We start from the raw sequence: 15,978 nt of genomic DNA, 5'->3' as shown, positions 1-15,978 counted from the left end.
AGCTTTTCGTTGTTGCCTTTGTATTGTTAACGTAGCCCGTTTAACAGTCGAACGACCTACTTAACCGTCTCCAGCCTATGCTGGATTTTTAGTTTTGTGATGGCGCCGTTTGGTCTTTTGATTATTGCTGTGAATATCCGTCAATAACCCCTATTTTTTGATAGCGGTTACGAGCAGTTATACAGGACGATCAGACTTCCTAAAGCACCATTTATTATGGTTTTTAAACGATAGTTATGGAGTTATTATGAACCCAGTAGACCAGTTTACCCCGCAAGAGCCGATCTTGTTTAATCCTGTTGATATGCTGTCGCCTGAGTATCTCGCCCAGTCAGCAGAAGAGCTAAATAAGCGTATCTCACCGCTATATAGCGCCGATGAAGAACGTTGGTTGTCTGAGTTATTGCCACTTGCCAAACCCAGTATAGAAGAACGCGATGCTGCTGCTGAGCAAACGCGCAAACTGGTCGAGCACGTGCGTAATGATGGTAAAGCCGTCAAGATGGTTGACTCATTATTGCTCGAGTATAGCCTTGATACCCAAGAAGGTATCTTGCTAATGAGCTTAGCAGAAGCCTTGATTCGTGTACCAGACAACTATACGGCTGATGCGTTGATTCATGACAAAATGAGTGTAGCCGACTGGAAAAAGCACATTAAAAATGATAATGGGTTTATGGTCAATGCCTCTACTTGGGGCATGATGATGACCGGTCGTGTTGTCAGTATTGACAGCAGTACCACGGCATCAGGTTTCTTGGATCGCATGACTAAGAAGATGGGTGAGCCTGTCATTCGTAGTGCGATGCAAAAAGCCATGCGTATCATGGGCCATCAGTTTGTATTGGGCGAGACCATCGAAGACGCCAATAAAAATAGCCAGCCATATCGTAATAGAGGCTATACCTATTCATTTGATATGTTAGGCGAAGCGGCGATCACGCATAAAGATGCGGAAAAATACTTCAACGACTATCTACATGCGATCAGAGCTACGGCGAACGTAAAAGTCAAAGAAGGCATGCCAAAGCCGTCAGTGTCTATCAAATTATCAGCACTGCATCCTCGCTATGAAGCCACGCAAGAAGCACAAGTAATGGGCTTATTGCGTCAGCGCTGCCTGCTATTGATTGAAGCGGCACGTGAAGTCAATGTCGATATCAGTATTGATGCTGAAGAAGCAGATCGCCTTGAGATTTCTCTAAAACTGTTTGAGTCTTTGTACCGTGATAATTTAACGGCGGACTGGGATGGTTTAGGTATCGTTGTACAAGGGTACTCTAAACGCGCAATCGCTGTATTAGCGTGGCTTGCTCGTTTGTCTACTGAAGTCGGTGATCGTATTCCAGTACGTCTAGTAAAAGGCGCTTACTGGGATACTGAGATCAAACTTGCTCAGCAAAAAGGTCTATCCGGCTATCCAGTTTGGACACGTAAAGAAGGTACGGATACTGCATACCTTGCTTGTGCGCGCTTCTTATTGTCAGACCATCTGCGCGGGCTAATCTGGCCACAGTTTGCGACGCATAATGCGCATACACTGTCATCAATAATGACCATGAGTGCACATAGAGACTTTGAATTCCAACGTCTGCACGGCATGGGCGATGCACTTTACGATCATATTTTGCAAGCTTATGAGATTCCTGTACGTATCTATGCTCCGGTGGGCGCGCATAAAGACTTGCTACCGTACTTGGTACGCCGCTTGCTTGAGAACGGTGCCAATAGCTCGTTTGTTCATCAGTTGCTAGACAAGTCTTACCCAATTGAAAAGCTAACAGTGCATCCATACGACAAGCTGCTTGGTAATGCAACATTGCACAATCCAGACATCCCGTTACCGTTAGAGATTTACGGTGAACGTCGTGCAAGTTTTGGCCCTAATATCTTTGTAGAGTCACAATGGTTGCCGTTCAAATCAGCGATTGATAGCCATCTACACAAAACATGGTCAGCAACCTCTATCATTAATGGTAAAGCTGTTGATACCTACGAAGTAGATGGTCAAACGAATCAGCTTGATAAGCAGACTGTACTTGCGCCTTGGAATCATGAAGTTAGTGCTGGTGAAGTAACTTATGCCAATGCTGAAGTGGCTCGCCAAGCGATTGACGTTGCTGTTGCTGGTCAAGATGTATGGAAAAATGTACCAGCAGCTAAGCGTGCTGAGATATTACGTAAGATTGCTGAGCTATACGAAGAGAACTACGCTGAGCTAATGGCACTATGCCAAGTTGAAGCGGGCAAAACCATGCAAGACAGCATCGATGAAATCAAAGAAGCTGTTGATTTCTGTCGTTTCTATGCTGACGAAGCAGAGCGTCTAGATGACGTCGTACATGAGTTCACAGACTTGGCTGGTAAGCAGTCTCGTCAAGTGTATAAAGCACGTGGCACTTTCGTTTGTATCAGTCCATGGAACTTCCCATTGGCTATCTATACGGGACAGATTGTAGCTGCACTTGCTGCAGGTAACACCGTAGTAGCGAAACCTGCTGAACAAACCAGTTTGGTAGCTCACTTTGGTGCCCAGTTGATGTATCAAGCGGGTATACCAGCAGAAGCATTGCAATTGGTCATTGGTGCAGGCGATGTGGGTGGTGCTTTGACGGCTGCTGATAATATCGCAGGTGTGATATTTACAGGCTCTACTCAAACAGCCCAACGTATCAACCAAAGCCTAAACGACCATGCACAAACCAGTGGCGAGTTGCCTGTCTTTATCGCTGAGACTGGCGGTCAAAACGCAATGATCGTTGACTCAACAGCATTGCCAGAGCAAGTCGTTAGAGATGCGGTACTATCAGCATTCGGTTCAGCAGGTCAGCGTTGTTCAGCTTGTCGCATATTGTGTGTACAGGAAGAAATGGCGGATGATTTAATCGAGCTATTGCAAGGTAATATGGCTGAGCTGTCTGTAGGTAATCCTCTATATGCTGCCACAGATGTAGGTCCAGTAATTGATGCGGATGCTAAGCATGGTTTAGAGGCGCACATCGAACGTATGAGTGCTGAGCCGACTGCTACTATCTTGGCACAGACGCCAATGAGCTCAAGCTCAGTCGTCAGTCAAGAGAAGTCTACTTTTGTACTACCAACAGCGATCGAAGTAAAGAGCATTGATGTGATCGGTGGTGAGCACTTTGGCCCAATTCTACACGTACTACGCTATCAAGCACGTGATTTGAATAAGCTGATTGATGCCATTAACAACACAGGCTTTGGTTTGACGTTAGGTATCCATAGCCGTATCGAAAATACCGTTGAGCACATTGAGCGCCGTGCATTTGTCGGTAACACTTATATCAACCGTAACCAAATCGGCGCGGTCGTAAACGTACAGCCATTCGGCGGTTGTGGCCTATCTGGTACTGGCCCTAAAGCTGGTGGCCCGCACTATGTCGCGCGTCTGATGCAACTTAGCTCAGAAACAGTCAACGCTGAACAGTCAGCTGCTCATATGACTGCGACTGAAACCCAAACTACCACTCAAACAGAACTCGCATAAGGAGTAGCAACATGGCGACTGAATTCAAAAAAAATCATGCCCAGGTTTGTGAATCTTGGCGATTACTCGGCGCAGTGAATCGCGCAACGTATCTACAAGCAGCCATTCCAAAACTGGCATTGCTCACTGGTGATGCCAATAAAGCAAAGCGTTTATTCAACCATTTGTTGAGCGCTGCGCCTAGCTTGGATGAGATGCATCGTATGACAGGGGCAACAGGTGAGTCTAATGACTTGTATGTGACTGGTCGTGGTAAAACCATGGTCATAGGCGGCGAAACTGCTAGAGCCATGGCAGTATTGGGTCAGCTTATCGCGGCACTCCTAACAGGTAATGAAGTTATATTGCATTGTCCAAGCCAAGATGAGATGTGTAATGAAGCTGCTAAGATACTGCACGACACAGGTATCAGCGAAGATGTATTAAGTGTGGCTAACGATTCGCAAACTGTGACGCTTTTATATATCGATCGTCTAGCGCAAGTGGCTGTCTCTGGTAGCCGCAGCGAAGTGCAAGCCGTCAGTCAAGAGCTTGCTAATACAGACGGTATTTTGACGCAGGTTATTAGTGTTACTGATATGGAAGGCTTGTCAGAAATGCTAACGCCTGATTATCTGCATCGTTTTGTCACTGAGCGAGTCAAGACTATCAATACCACAGCAATCGGTGGTAACGCGAGCTTGCTTGAGCTTGGTACAGAGTAGAATCACTGCATTAATTACGAATCCGCTTCGCTTTTATATCAACTTTTATAAAGGCTAAGCGGTGTTTGGTAGCGCTATAACTACCAAACTAGTGATTGCATAAGATGTATAAGAAAAAACCGCTATCTGAGTAATTATCAGATAGCGGTTTTTTTTGTTTATGCTGTTTAACTGAAGCCTGATGACAGGATGTTATTCAGCAATATCAACCCATACCCAGCCGTTCTCTAGCCATTCGCTCAAATCATCTGCATCAACATCGGTGACGTCGCTATGTTGTAATGCTTCACCATTGGCCAAGCGTACTAGTACTGCTATCGCCGATTCATCAAGCCCATCGATACGTTGACCATTAGCATACAGTACAGTGCCATCATCGGTCTGGCTATAGAGTAGGCGGTTGCTATAGTCCGCCTGCAATGTGGCCCCTTCTGATAGGGCCTGTATTAGCTCATCGGTATCTAACGTCTCTTCTGGCATCAGCGCATCATATTGGCGTTTACTAACTACTTCAGAAACTGCTTGGCGAATCATATCATCACCGCGATCAGATTGTAGCATCTCTAGTAATTGCGCCTTGATAGCGGCAATACTATCTGCTTGCAATTCACCTGACGCTTGTAGCGCTTGCGGTAGTAGCATCGGGATAAATAACTTGCTGTCGTTAGTCGCAATATCGGCCACACTATCGATGATTTGCATCAGGTTTGGACGGCGGCAACCAAACGAGAAAGTCAAACAGTCATTTTGTGCCACACCGAAATGTGATAATTTCGGCGGTACATAAAGGACATCACCCGCTTCTAGTATCTCATCAAAGATAAGCTCGCCCATGTCGTCAAATAAACGCAGCGGCTCATCAGCAACAAACTCTGTCTGGTCATCACAGAATTTGCCTAACTGCCAGCGTCTAGAGCCGTACCCTTGTGCCAAAAACACATCGTAGTCGTCATAATGCTTACCGACCGACCCACCTGCTGGTGCGTAAGAGACCATGATGTCATCGCGCTGCCACTGCGGAATAAAGTCAAATGCTTGCCACAACTGACCAAGCTCTGGAGACCATTGTTCAAGATTCTGTACCAATACGGTCCATTGCTCTGGTAGATTTTCAAAATCAGTCTCATTCAATGGACTTTTTTTAAGTTGCCACTGTGCCTGACCTTCTTTTTTACTGGCTGCTTGAGTCAGCAGTCTTGCGCTAGCATCTTCTTCAAGCGCAAGACCAATCATGTCATCTGGCTCAAACATATTAACTAGCTGCGGCAACCCTTGCTTGATAAGCAGTGGCTTCTTTTGCCAGTATTCAGTCAGGAATTGCTCAGGCGTGATAGAGTCGGGTAAACAAAGAGGAATAGAAGTCATTGATAAATCCATATTTTGGCGGTGTACAAGATTAATAATAAGGGATGCTTTATAGGAAGGTTTTAATAGTTTAAGATTGTCATCTATTTGATGTCTATTATTTTGGTGACGTTTATATAGCACATATAAGCAATAACGATTATCAAAACAATAGCTGTCATCAGAGCATCCACTCAATCGTAGGAACGTTATGAAAAAGCTGCATTTTGTTGTCATCATCGCTAGCGTGTTTTTGCTACAAGCCTGTGTCCATAAAATCGTCACAGTACCCGCAAAAATCGCTTATAAAACTACCAAAGGTGTGGTAAAAGGAACCGTTGCTGTGGGTAAAGCCATCATACCGGGCGACAGTGATGACGATGATGATAAAAAATAAAACCTTACTTATCAACTATGGGTTTTGAATCAAAAGCAATCGAATCAAAACCAATCATAGCGTTCAAAGTAAGGTTAATAGTTATTCAGATAATAGCTATTAAGATAACAACTGAATAAGATAAAATTACTATCAAGATAGGAGCCAGTAAATAATACTATGCGCTCCTACCTTTCTAGTCCGATCTTATTATCAGTATGCTCTTATCAGTTATTAAAGCTTGGAAATCCATTCTTTAATAGCGCGTGCTTGCTCAGCGGCATTACCGATATAAGTGGCAGGCGTCAATGCACGCAAGCGTTCTTTATCCGCATCACTAACTGCTGATAGCTCATCACTTTCGACAAAGGTTAGCATGGCTTCACGAGTCATGGCATTACCACGAGTTAATGCTTTTAGTTTTTCATACGGGTTTTCAACACGGTAGCGACGCATGACCGTTTGAATCGGTTCTGCCAACACTTCTTGTGCTTGATTCAAGTCATCATTCAAACGCTGTTCATTTAGCTCAAGTTTACCCACGCCTTTTAAGCAAGCGTCAAACGCAATCATGCTCTGTGCTAGGCCAACACCGATATTACGCAGCACCGTTGAGTCCGATAGGTCACGCTGCATACGTGAAATTGGTAACTTCTCACCCAAATGGGCCAGCATCGCATTGGCAACGCCTAAGTTACCTTCAGAGTTTTCAAAGTCAATTGGATTAACTTTATGCGGCATAGTAGAAGAGCCAACTTCACCGTCTTTTAGGCGCTGTTTAAAATAGCCTAAGCTAATATATTGCCAGATGTCACGGTTGAAATCGATCAAGATTGTATTGAAGCGTTTAACGGCATCAAACAATTCAGCGATATAGTCGTGTGGCTCGATTTGAGTCGTATAAGGGTTAAATGTTAGCTCAAGACGCTGATTGATGAATGCTTCAGCATGGCTTTGCCAGTCGACGTCAGGATACGCAGAAAAATGCGCATTATAGTTACCAACGGCGCCGTTGATTTTACCTAACAGTTCTACTTGATTGATTTGCTTGATTTGACGGGCTAGGCGGTAGGCCACGTTTGCCATCTCTTTACCCAATGTCGTTGGACTGGCTGTCTGACCATGTGTACGTGATAGCATTGGCTGATCAGCGTGAGCAATAGATAAATCAACGATACTGTCAGTCACTTGCTGCATTTTTGCAACGACTAGCTCGCGGCTGTCTTTGAGCATCAATGCATACGATAGGTTATTGATGTCTTCACTGGTACAGGCAAAGTGAATGAACTCAAGTGAGTCAATCAAGGCATCCTGACCACGGAACTTGTCTTTGATAAAGTACTCAACCGCTTTTACATCATGATTGGTCGTCGCTTCGATGTCTTTGATAGCTTGAGCATCTGCTTCGCTAAAGTCATCAACGATTGCATTCAAAAAAGCGTTGGTCTGGTCATCAAATGCTGCTAATTCACCAATTGCGCTGTTGTCAGCTAAAGACTGCAACCAGCGAATCTCTACCGTAACGCGGGCTTTGATTAGACCAAATTCAGATAAATAAGGACGTAAGCTGTCAGCCTTTGATGCGTAACGACCATCAATTGGAGAGAGAGCGGTAAGTGGGGTCATGGTTATGCCTCAGTAGTTATGAAATAAAAAACTGCAAGAGTCTAGATAAAAAATTACCATATAAAAAAACGACGTCGAAATCGTTGCGCGTAATATAGCAGAAATATGATATTAAAAAAGCGGTCTATGCAAATAAAGCGATGTTGACGATCGTTAAAATCAATCTATTCACTGCATCAACATCTGTGCTTTAGGTTGTAGTCTTAGGAATCAATTAAAATCCGCAAGGTGCATCGATAGATTCAATCACACCGCCGCCTAGACATACTTCATCGACATAAAATACCGCTGACTGACCAGGGGTGACAGCGCGCTGTGGCTTATTAAATACCACGCGCACTTCGCTGCCATCAGCATTGGTCGCAAATACGCGACACGCTTGGTCTGGCTGGCGATAGCGAGACTTTTCCATACAGGATAGACCTTCGTCGCTAAACACATCCGCAGGTGGTAAACCATCAATCCAGTCGAGCTTATAGGCTTTTAGCTCGTTGCTCATTAGCATGGGGTGTTCATGCCCTTGACCGACGATTAAACGGTTTTTCTCTAAGTCTTTTGCCAATACAAACCACGGTGCCTCTACACGGTCTTTAACGCCGCCAATGCCGATGCCGCCGCGTTGACCCAATGTGTAATACATGAGGCCATCATGAGTACCGATGACTTTATTATCATCAGTAAGTATCTCGCCTTTTTGGGCAGGCAAATATTGCTGTAAGAAGTCTTTAAAACGGCGTTCACCAATAAAGCAAATGCCCGTAGAGTCTTTCTTTTTAGCCGTCGCTAGGTCATGCTTTTCAGCAATCTGACGTACCACTGGCTTTTCAAGCTCACCAACTGGGAATAGCGTTTTGGCGATTTTGTCACCGCCAACCGCATGCAAGAAATAGCTTTGGTCTTTATTATTATCAAGACCGCGTAAGAGCTGTGCAACCTCATCACCTTCGGCATTGATATAGTTCACACTGCGGCGCGTATAGTGACCGGTCGCGATATAATCTGCACCAAGCGTCAACGCATAGTCCAAAAACGCCTTAAACTTAATTTCTTTATTGCACAAGATATCAGGGTTTGGGGTGCGTCCTGCTTTATATTCTGCCAAAAAGTGCTCGAATACGCGATCCCAATATTCCATAGCAAAGTTGGCCGTGTGCAGCTTCATGCCAATTTTGTCACATACGGCTTGCGCGTCTGCGAGGTCATCCATCGCTGTACAGTATTCGGTGCCGTCATCTTCTTCCCAGTTCTTCATAAACAGGCCTTCAACCTTGAAGCCTGCCTGCTGAAGTAATACGGCTGATACAGAAGAATCAACCCCACCTGACATACCGACGATCACATGCTTGGTGCTAGGATTTTCGACATCAGCAAGTGTTAAAGGGCGATGAGCATTAAAAGACTCAGAAACGGTTGTGCTTGAGGTATTTTGTATGGCTGACATAAAACGGCTCAACTATTTATACGTTATCCAAAGTACATGCCGACGCCAAGTATTATGTAATCACTACAATACGTAGTCTCAGCACAACAACGTCAGCTTGTCTTTTGGATCTGGTATTATGATAAAATAAACATCATATTATACCAGTTAATTGAAACTGGTGGCGACCGATGGTATCTGGCTACTAGTAAAACCACTTTGAAAATTCAGATAGTGGTTTTGAATTATTTTAATCACGTTTAATGCATCTTGGAATAATAATGATAAAAATTGGTCAAGGTATCGATGTTCATGCTTTTCATAATAATGGTCAGCAGCAACAATATGTCATTCTAGCGGGCGTGCCGATTGAGCATTCTCATAGTTTGCTCGCACACTCTGATGGGGATGTGGTCTTGCATGCATTGGCTGATGCGCTGCTGGGCGCACTTGCACTTGGCGATATTGGGCAGCATTTTCCTGATACCGATGCGGCACATGCTGGATTGGATTCAAGGATTTTGCTGCGTTATGTTTATAGTAAAGTGCAAGAGGCTGGTTATAGTCTAGGCAATGCTGATATTACGGTGATGTGTGAACGTCCAAAGCTGGCACCGCACAACAAAGCGATGCGCGCTAATATCGCGAGCGACTTGCAAACGGATATTAGCAATATCAGCGTGAAAGCCACCACGACTGAAAAATTGGGATTTACGGGTCGTCAAGAGGGCATCATGGCCAATGCCGTGGTATTATTAGTCCCTAATACTGTTGAACCTATATAGATCGAAATTCGTGCTTGTAATACAGCGGCAGTCGCCCCATGTATCAGCCACGTCTTTACACAATTATTTTTATATAAATGATCATTTTAATGAACCGCTTTATCAATAGGAGCTTTTATGAGTGAGCAAACCCCAAACACTGCTGCAAACGACGTTGAACAATTGATTCGCGATCAAATCCGTGACAATAAAGTCATTATCTACATGAAAGGCACACCGCAATTTCCGCAGTGTGGTTTTTCAGCGCGCTCTATCGAAGTGTTGACTCAGATTGGTCGTCCATTTGCGTTTGTAAACATTTTAGAAAACCCAGAAATCCGTGCAACGTTGCCAAAAATTGCGAACTGGCCAACGTTCCCACAATTATGGATTGATGGCGAGTTGATGGGCGGATCAGACATCATCTTGCAAATGTATCAATCAGGCGAGCTAAAGCCATTGGTTGAAGCAAACAGTCCTGCTGCTTAATACTTGAAAGTGTGAATTGGATGTCTTTAATGTCCAATTAGCCTTTGCAAGATACAAGCACAGCAAACCCAGATAGTCATTAATGGCTATTTGGGTTTTTTTATTGTCGCTATTAGTGTTGTTGGTAGCGTATCTATTCTTGTTCCTATTATTATTTCCACGCGCCTATGTCATTAGGTTTCGTTGTTTTTATAGGATTTACCCCCATATAGTTTCCAGGATGTCAGCGATATAAATAATAATTATCAGATGAGTAAGAGAGCTTTATGAATAACCAAACCAGCGAACAGTTAAACGAGCAAAGAGAAGCGGCTGAGCAGGCGGCGATTGAAAAGCGCCGTGAACGTTTGAAAAATGAATCGACACGCATTATTGAGATTGCCAACAATGAATCATACTCAGCACTTAAGTGTATTCATCAGCTTAGTGTGGCAGGTGGTGCAACTGAAGCGACATATGTGGCTATTGAGCAGCGTATCGTTGTAGACCAAGATCCTGCAGGTGCTTATCATTTGGCACTTTTAGCACAAAACACACCTGATTTGCCAATCGATGCTCGTCAGCTTATCGAGTTGGTAGTCAACAAGGGTGATAACCATCAGCGCTTGGCATTGCTTAAAAACTTACCGTTACCGCCAGTTGATCTCATCAAAGAGCAGATTTTAGCGAGTGATGATGGTGAGGCAATTGGTCAAATGAACGCATATCTACAGATCAATCCAGAAGGGTATGGTAGCCATCATATGCTGTCTAGTGGGCAATCAGATCAGATCGTACCCTTGAGCCGTGGAAACAGTAATAACTAAGAGATCATTACGAACTCAAAAGCTAACAACCAAAGTGATGCTGGCGTAAGTATCTTTGCGCTTAATTATAATAGTTTTTATCCTAGCGTTTTTTAAGCGTGAAAAAATTGTTATAATGATGGGTTATTCAACCAATTATGAACGACTTATCTGAGTCGTTATCTTTTTTATAAATACGACTGACGTTTATTTGCTGATGGTTTTCTTATTTGAACATAGGATATGGCAATCAGCAGCGTTATGAGTCAAGTGAGGCACACATGCAATACCCAAAACATTACGACGTGATAGTGATCGGCGGTGGTCATGCTGGTACAGAAGCTGCACTAGCGGCTGCACGTATGGGCGCACAGACCTTATTGTTGACGCATAATATTGAGACGCTCGGGCAGATGAGTTGTAACCCTGCGATTGGTGGTATCGGTAAATCGCATCTAGTACGTGAGATTGATGCGCTAGGCGGTGCAATGGCGCTGGCAACGGACAAGGCTGGTATTCAGTTTCGCGTACTAAACAGCCGTAAAGGGGCTGCCGTTCGTGCCACGCGTGCGCAAGCAGACCGCATTTTGTATAAAGCGGCTATCCGTCATACGTTAGAAAATCAGCCAAATCTGGATATATTTCAACAAGCTGCTGATGATATCTTGGTCGAAAACGGCCGTGCGACGGCAGTTGTGACTTCTACAGGTATTGTCTTTAAGACCGAAACAGTCGTATTGACCTCAGGGACTTTCTTAGGCGGCGTTATCCATATCGGTTTGGAGAACTCAAAGGGTGGCCGCGCAGGGGATCAGCCTTCTATCAAATTGGCAGATCGTTTACGTGAGCTTAAGCTGCCAGTCGGTCGTCTAAAAACAGGTACACCAGCACGTATTGATGCACGTAGTGTTGACTTTAGCGTGATGACGGTACAGCCGGGTGATACGCCATTGCCAGTGATGAGCTATATGGGTGATGTTTCTATGCATCCTGAGCAGGTCAATTGTTATATCACCCATACCAATGCGCGTACTCATGACATCATTCGTGAAAACCTTGACCGTTCACCAATGTTTTCTGGCAAAATCGAAGGCGTAGGCCCGCGTTATTGCCCATCTATCGAAGATAAGATTCATCGCTTTGCGGATAAAGACAGCCATCAGATCTTCATCGAGCCAGAAGGTCTGACCACACATGAGTTGTATCCAAATGGTATCTCAACCAGTTTGCCATTTGATGTGCAGTTAGACTTTATTCATAGTATGAAAGGCTTAGAAAACGCCCATATTACTCGTCCAGGTTATGCGATTGAGTATGATTACTTTGATCCACAAAACCTCAAGCCAACGCTTGAGACTAAGTCGATTGATCGTCTGTACTTTGCGGGTCAGATTAATGGTACGACAGGCTATGAAGAAGCGGGCGTACAAGGTTTGCTAGCAGGTACTAATGCGGCATTGGTCACTACTAACAATAGCGAGTTTGATACATGGACACCGCGCCGCGATGAAGCATATCTTGGCGTGCTTGTCGATGACTTGATTACCCACGGTACTACCGAGCCATACCGTATGTTTACGAGCCGCGCAGAGTATCGTTTATTGCTGCGTGAAGACAATGCAGATCAGCGTTTGACTGAAACTGGTCGTAAGCTAGGTCTAGTAGACGATGTACGCTGGCAGGCCTATCAAGAAAAAATGGAAGCTATCGCGACAGAAACTTCACGCCTAAAAGATATGTGGGCCACGCCTGCTAATGCTTTAGGTAAGCAAGTAGCCGAGCAAACAGGTGAAGTGCTGTCTAAAGAGTCGACTGCCTTTGATTTGCTAAAGCGTCCGCAAATACATTTTGCTGATATCGCGGCTATCACGGACTCAACTGTTGATACACAAGTAGGTGAGCAGATAGAGATTTCTGTTAAATATGCAGGCTATATCGATCGCCAGCAAGAAGACATCGATCAGATGAAACGTCTCGAGAATACCGCACTACCGATGGATTTTGATTATAGTATCGTGTCAGGTCTATCAAATGAGATAGTACAGAAACTTACGCAAGTTCGTCCTGCGACGTTAGCTCAAGCGGGACGTGTTAGTGGTGTAACCCCTGCTGCTATTCAGTTGTTGGCGATGACGGTTAAAAAGCATAAAAAAGCAAAAGCTGCATTGGACTCATAACAGCTATGTAATAAAGCCTTTTATAATAAGGCACTTATAGTTAAAAAGCCCGTAACGATATTTCGTTACGGGCTTTTGTTTGTCAAAAAAATGGTCGATTTTGAAAGAAAGTCACCTGTAACCTTGTCCTACTTACTACTTTGTCTCTATACTAGGTCAGTAAATTCTCTTACTACTTGTTAATTTGTCTCGCTGATGTCCATATATTGATGGGCTTGTCGCCGAACTGAGTCTACTTATGATTGATGCTATTGTTTTTGCTATTACCATTGTCTTACCCAACCTTGCCTTAATGTGGTTGGGTTTTTTTATGCAACGACGCGGTGAGGCAAGCCAAACTTTTATCGATCAGGCATCAAGTTTTGTCTTTAATTATTGCTTGCCGTGTTTATTGTTTTTTAGCGTGGTCGATAGCGACGTCGATTATGGTAAGCAAATTACGCTTATCCTTGTTGGTATCTTGGTGACGTTTATATTATTTATTGGCGCAGAGTTTTATGCCAAACGCTTCGTCAAGCGTCCTGAGGACCAAGGTGTGTTTGTACAAGGCGTATTCCGTAGCAACATGGCCATCATTGGCCTTGCAACCGTAGCCAACGCTTACGGCGCACAAGGATTAAGTATCGGTGCTGTCTATATGGGCGTAGTGACGATACTGTTTAATATCTTGGCGGTCATTACCTTGAGCCGCGTATCCAAAAGCGTGGATGACACATGGGTTAGTCGTGGCACGATGATTGTGAAAAAGTTACTGACCAATCCTTTGATTTTGGCATTGGTTGGGGCATTCGTCTATAAAGCACTACCATTACCGCCACTCACTGGTGTGATTCATACCACTGGTGATTTACTGGCAGCGGTGGCTCTGCCGTTAGCACTGATCTGTGCAGGTGCTAGTATTAACTTAAAGTCTATGTTGCATCCTTCGGGCTTATCTATGCAGGCGAGTATTGGGCGAATTGTCATTGCACCATTGATTGCTATCGCTGTTGGACTCGGTTTTGGACTATCAGGCGTGCATATGGGGGTGTTGTTCTTGATGGTCGCATCGCCCACAGCTGCAGCCAGCTATGTCATGGCAAAAGCAATGGGTGGCAATGACGTATTAGCGGCTAATATTTTGGCATTTACTACTGTTGTCGGTATGTTTGGTATGGCGATTGGGGCAGCGACGTTACGTGCGCTTGGATTGATGTAATGCAGATTTTGTACTATTTTTAAATAAGTAAGTACTTTCGCTTTACCTAACTTTGACAGCATTAAAAAAGCCCTCTTTTCAAATAAGAAAAGAGGGCTTTTTGTACTGATTTAGCGTTCATTATTACGCTTGTCTTCACGGCGCTGCTTGCGCTTCGGGCTAGTACGATAGGTCAAATAACCACCGATAGCCATAACTGCAAGAAAGGCGACGATATACATAAATATCGACGAGCCAATCATGAGCGATGCACCGATAATGGGAGTTGCTTCCATGTCAAAAATCCAGTTAAGGTTCATCAATAATTATGCAAGTGTCTCATTTCATTGTAAAGTAAATAAGTTTAGCTCCGGTGTAAGTTCAAGTGAACGGATACGGGCAGCTTGGTCATATATATTGGCCGTCACAATCAGCTCATCTGGCTGATAGGTTGCCAAAAACGCAGCGAGTCTTGGTTTGACCGTGTCGACAGAGCCAATGAATGATACTGACAATGCATTGTCTACCATCATTTTCTCTGCTTGACTCCAGATACTGTCCATATCGTGGGTAGGCTTAGGCATTTGACCTGTTTCGCCACGACGCAGACGTACAAAACTCTGCTGTGCTGAAGTAAAATGATACTCGGCGGTCGCATCATCATCAGCCAGCAATAAGTTTGCAGCTAGCATCACATAAGGCTTATCTAGATAGACAGACGGTTTAAACTGTTCACGGTAAGCCTCAATTGCTTGCCCAAGCATTTGCGGGGCGAAGTGAGAGGCAAACACATAAGGTAGTCCTAAATGTGCAGCCAAAGTCGCACCAAATAGAGAAGAGCCTAATATCCAAATCGGTATGCCTGATTTTGCGCCAGGGAATGCCTGTACAGGGCTGCCATCTGTATCATTACCTAAGAAATACATCAGCTCTTGCACATCTTGTGGAAAGCGTTCTGCATCTTTCATTTGTCGACGGAGTGCTTGAAATGTCGCACCATCAGTACCGGGCGCACGGCCTAGGCCTAGGTCTACACGGTCACCATACAATGCCTGCAAAGTACCAAATTGCTCAGCAATCACGAGAGGGGCATGGTTCGGTAGCATAACGCCGCCAGCACCAATACGGATACGGTCGGTTTGACTACCTATATGCGATAGTAGTACTGAAGTAGCTGCACTGGCAATACCGGGCATATTGTGATGCTCTGCCATCCAGTAGCGGTTTAAGCCTGATTTTTCTGCTTGCTGCGCGGTTTCGACCGTTTGTGCGATGCCTTCAGCGATGGTTTTGCCTTGAGGTACAGGCGCAAGATCTAAAAAAGATAAAGGGATTTTGTTACTCATAAATGTTCCAGTAGTGTGTGAATTATTTTCTACTGATATGCTTATAGGTAGTGGTGGTTTCAAGTGCCGCTAGTCACTGTTAATGAATCATAACAAAGCCAGTTAACTCTGTTGTTAAGCTCGCTTAACAATTATTAAGGTGTATTTATAAAGGTTGTCGTTTGTCAAAATAAGCGATAAATAAACCATAAGTAAGGTTATAAAAGGATTTAGCAGCATTACACTATGGCATTAAAAAAAGATGGCATTAAAAAAAGCA

General features: G+C 44.2%; 13 protein-coding genes. 8 read left to right on the top strand and 5 right to left on the bottom strand.

The window, feature by feature from the left end; all coding sequences use genetic code 11:
• Window positions 1-247: 247 nt before the first annotated feature.
• Both putA and ACI2IW_RS00570 read left to right on the top strand, forming a co-directional pair.
• Complete coding sequence (gene putA, locus ACI2IW_RS00575) at window positions 248-3,511, top strand: bifunctional proline dehydrogenase/L-glutamate gamma-semialdehyde dehydrogenase PutA (protein WP_404692297.1); 3,264 nt, start codon at window positions 248-250, stop codon at window positions 3,509-3,511.
• A gap of 11 nt (window positions 3,512-3,522) precedes the next feature.
• Complete coding sequence (locus ACI2IW_RS00570) at window positions 3,523-4,215, top strand: 1-pyrroline-5-carboxylate dehydrogenase (RefSeq protein ID WP_057759629.1); 693 nt, start codon at window positions 3,523-3,525, stop codon at window positions 4,213-4,215.
• 192 nt (window positions 4,216-4,407) lie between these two features.
• Here the strand turns inward: ACI2IW_RS00570 and ACI2IW_RS00565 are convergent, their stop codons facing one another.
• Window positions 4,408-5,580 (bottom strand): JmjC domain-containing protein, encoded by a 1,173-nt coding sequence (locus tag ACI2IW_RS00565; protein ID WP_404692296.1) that lies wholly within the window; start codon window positions 5,578-5,580, stop codon window positions 4,408-4,410.
• 190 nt (window positions 5,581-5,770) lie between these two features.
• Here ACI2IW_RS00565 and ACI2IW_RS00560 point away from each other — a divergent pair, with 190 nt between their 5' ends.
• Window positions 5,771-5,956: an NF038104 family lipoprotein gene (locus ACI2IW_RS00560; RefSeq protein ID WP_057759633.1), complete on the top strand. Its 186-nt coding sequence runs from the start codon at window positions 5,771-5,773 to the stop codon at window positions 5,954-5,956.
• A gap of 213 nt (window positions 5,957-6,169) precedes the next feature.
• Here ACI2IW_RS00560 and purB read toward each other — a convergent pair whose 3' ends face one another.
• Window positions 6,170-7,561: an adenylosuccinate lyase gene (purB, locus tag ACI2IW_RS00555; RefSeq protein ID WP_404692295.1), complete on the bottom strand. Its 1,392-nt coding sequence runs from the start codon at window positions 7,559-7,561 to the stop codon at window positions 6,170-6,172.
• 214 nt (window positions 7,562-7,775) lie between these two features.
• Window positions 7,776-9,002, bottom strand: coding sequence for a tRNA 2-thiouridine(34) synthase MnmA (mnmA, locus tag ACI2IW_RS00550; protein WP_404692294.1), 1,227 nt, complete (start codon window positions 9,000-9,002; stop codon window positions 7,776-7,778).
• A 260-nt stretch (window positions 9,003-9,262) separates the two neighbouring features.
• On the opposite strand from mnmA, the gene ispF reads away from it, so the two are divergent.
• The 5 genes from ispF (at window position 9,263) to ACI2IW_RS00525 (ending at window position 14,394) form a co-directional block, all read left to right on the top strand.
• A complete protein-coding gene (gene ispF / locus ACI2IW_RS00545; RefSeq protein ID WP_404692293.1) occupies window positions 9,263-9,766 on the top strand; it encodes a 2-C-methyl-D-erythritol 2,4-cyclodiphosphate synthase in 504 nt (167 codons plus the stop codon).
• A gap of 117 nt (window positions 9,767-9,883) precedes the next feature.
• Complete coding sequence (gene grxD, locus ACI2IW_RS00540; RefSeq protein WP_057759647.1) at window positions 9,884-10,234, top strand: Grx4 family monothiol glutaredoxin; 351 nt, start codon at window positions 9,884-9,886, stop codon at window positions 10,232-10,234.
• Between the two features lie 266 nt (window positions 10,235-10,500).
• Window positions 10,501-11,040 carry a hypothetical protein gene (locus ACI2IW_RS00535; RefSeq protein ID WP_404692292.1) on the top strand — a complete coding sequence of 180 codons (540 nt, stop codon included), beginning with the start codon at window positions 10,501-10,503 and terminating at the stop codon, window positions 11,038-11,040.
• A 260-nt stretch (window positions 11,041-11,300) separates the two neighbouring features.
• Entirely contained in the window at window positions 11,301-13,196 is a 1,896-nt protein-coding gene (gene mnmG / locus ACI2IW_RS00530) for a tRNA uridine-5-carboxymethylaminomethyl(34) synthesis enzyme MnmG (RefSeq protein ID WP_404692291.1), read from the top strand.
• Between the two features lie 238 nt (window positions 13,197-13,434).
• Entirely contained in the window at window positions 13,435-14,394 is a 960-nt protein-coding gene (locus tag ACI2IW_RS00525; protein WP_114701038.1) for an AEC family transporter, read from the top strand.
• A 110-nt stretch (window positions 14,395-14,504) separates the two neighbouring features.
• On the opposite strand, the gene ACI2IW_RS00520 is transcribed toward ACI2IW_RS00525, so the two are convergent.
• Both ACI2IW_RS00520 and ACI2IW_RS00515 read right to left on the bottom strand, forming a co-directional pair.
• Window positions 14,505-14,669, bottom strand: coding sequence for a hypothetical protein (locus tag ACI2IW_RS00520; protein ID WP_166739203.1), 165 nt, complete (start codon window positions 14,667-14,669; stop codon window positions 14,505-14,507).
• A gap of 48 nt (window positions 14,670-14,717) precedes the next feature.
• Entirely contained in the window at window positions 14,718-15,719 is a 1,002-nt protein-coding gene (locus ACI2IW_RS00515) for an LLM class flavin-dependent oxidoreductase (RefSeq protein ID WP_404692290.1), read from the bottom strand.
• Window positions 15,720-15,978: the final 259 nt, after the last annotated feature.

Origin of the sequence: Psychrobacter sp. NPDC078501, assembly GCF_044900935.1 — a bacterium.
Taxonomy (GTDB): domain Bacteria; phylum Pseudomonadota; class Gammaproteobacteria; order Pseudomonadales; family Moraxellaceae; genus Psychrobacter.
Note: the sequence above shows the minus strand (reverse complement) of the source record. Positions and strands in the feature narration are given on the sequence as shown.

What these genes read in the sequence shown, in the direction of transcription:
- ispF (WP_404692293.1), top strand. Translation starts at nt 9,263, where the DNA reads ATGATAAAAATTGGTCAAGGTATCGATGTTCATGCTTTTCATAATAAT.
- ACI2IW_RS00570 (WP_057759629.1), top strand. Translation starts at nt 3,523, where the DNA reads ATGGCGACTGAATTCAAAAAAAATCATGCCCAGGTTTGTGAATCTTGG.
- ACI2IW_RS00560 (WP_057759633.1), top strand. Translation starts at nt 5,771, where the DNA reads ATGAAAAAGCTGCATTTTGTTGTCATCATCGCTAGCGTGTTTTTGCTA.
- purB (WP_404692295.1), bottom strand. Translation starts at nt 7,561, where the DNA reads ATGACCCCACTTACCGCTCTCTCTCCAATTGATGGTCGTTACGCATCA.
- putA (WP_404692297.1), top strand. Translation starts at nt 248, where the DNA reads ATGAACCCAGTAGACCAGTTTACCCCGCAAGAGCCGATCTTGTTTAAT.
- ACI2IW_RS00535 (WP_404692292.1), top strand. Translation starts at nt 10,501, where the DNA reads ATGAATAACCAAACCAGCGAACAGTTAAACGAGCAAAGAGAAGCGGCT.
- ACI2IW_RS00515 (WP_404692290.1), bottom strand. Translation starts at nt 15,719, where the DNA reads ATGAGTAACAAAATCCCTTTATCTTTTTTAGATCTTGCGCCTGTACCT.
- ACI2IW_RS00525 (WP_114701038.1), top strand. Translation starts at nt 13,435, where the DNA reads ATGATTGATGCTATTGTTTTTGCTATTACCATTGTCTTACCCAACCTT.
- mnmA (WP_404692294.1), bottom strand. Translation starts at nt 9,002, where the DNA reads ATGTCAGCCATACAAAATACCTCAAGCACAACCGTTTCTGAGTCTTTT.
- mnmG (WP_404692291.1), top strand. Translation starts at nt 11,301, where the DNA reads ATGCAATACCCAAAACATTACGACGTGATAGTGATCGGCGGTGGTCAT.
- grxD (WP_057759647.1), top strand. Translation starts at nt 9,884, where the DNA reads ATGAGTGAGCAAACCCCAAACACTGCTGCAAACGACGTTGAACAATTG.
- ACI2IW_RS00520 (WP_166739203.1), bottom strand. Translation starts at nt 14,669, where the DNA reads ATGGAAGCAACTCCCATTATCGGTGCATCGCTCATGATTGGCTCGTCG.
- ACI2IW_RS00565 (WP_404692296.1), bottom strand. Translation starts at nt 5,580, where the DNA reads ATGACTTCTATTCCTCTTTGTTTACCCGACTCTATCACGCCTGAGCAA.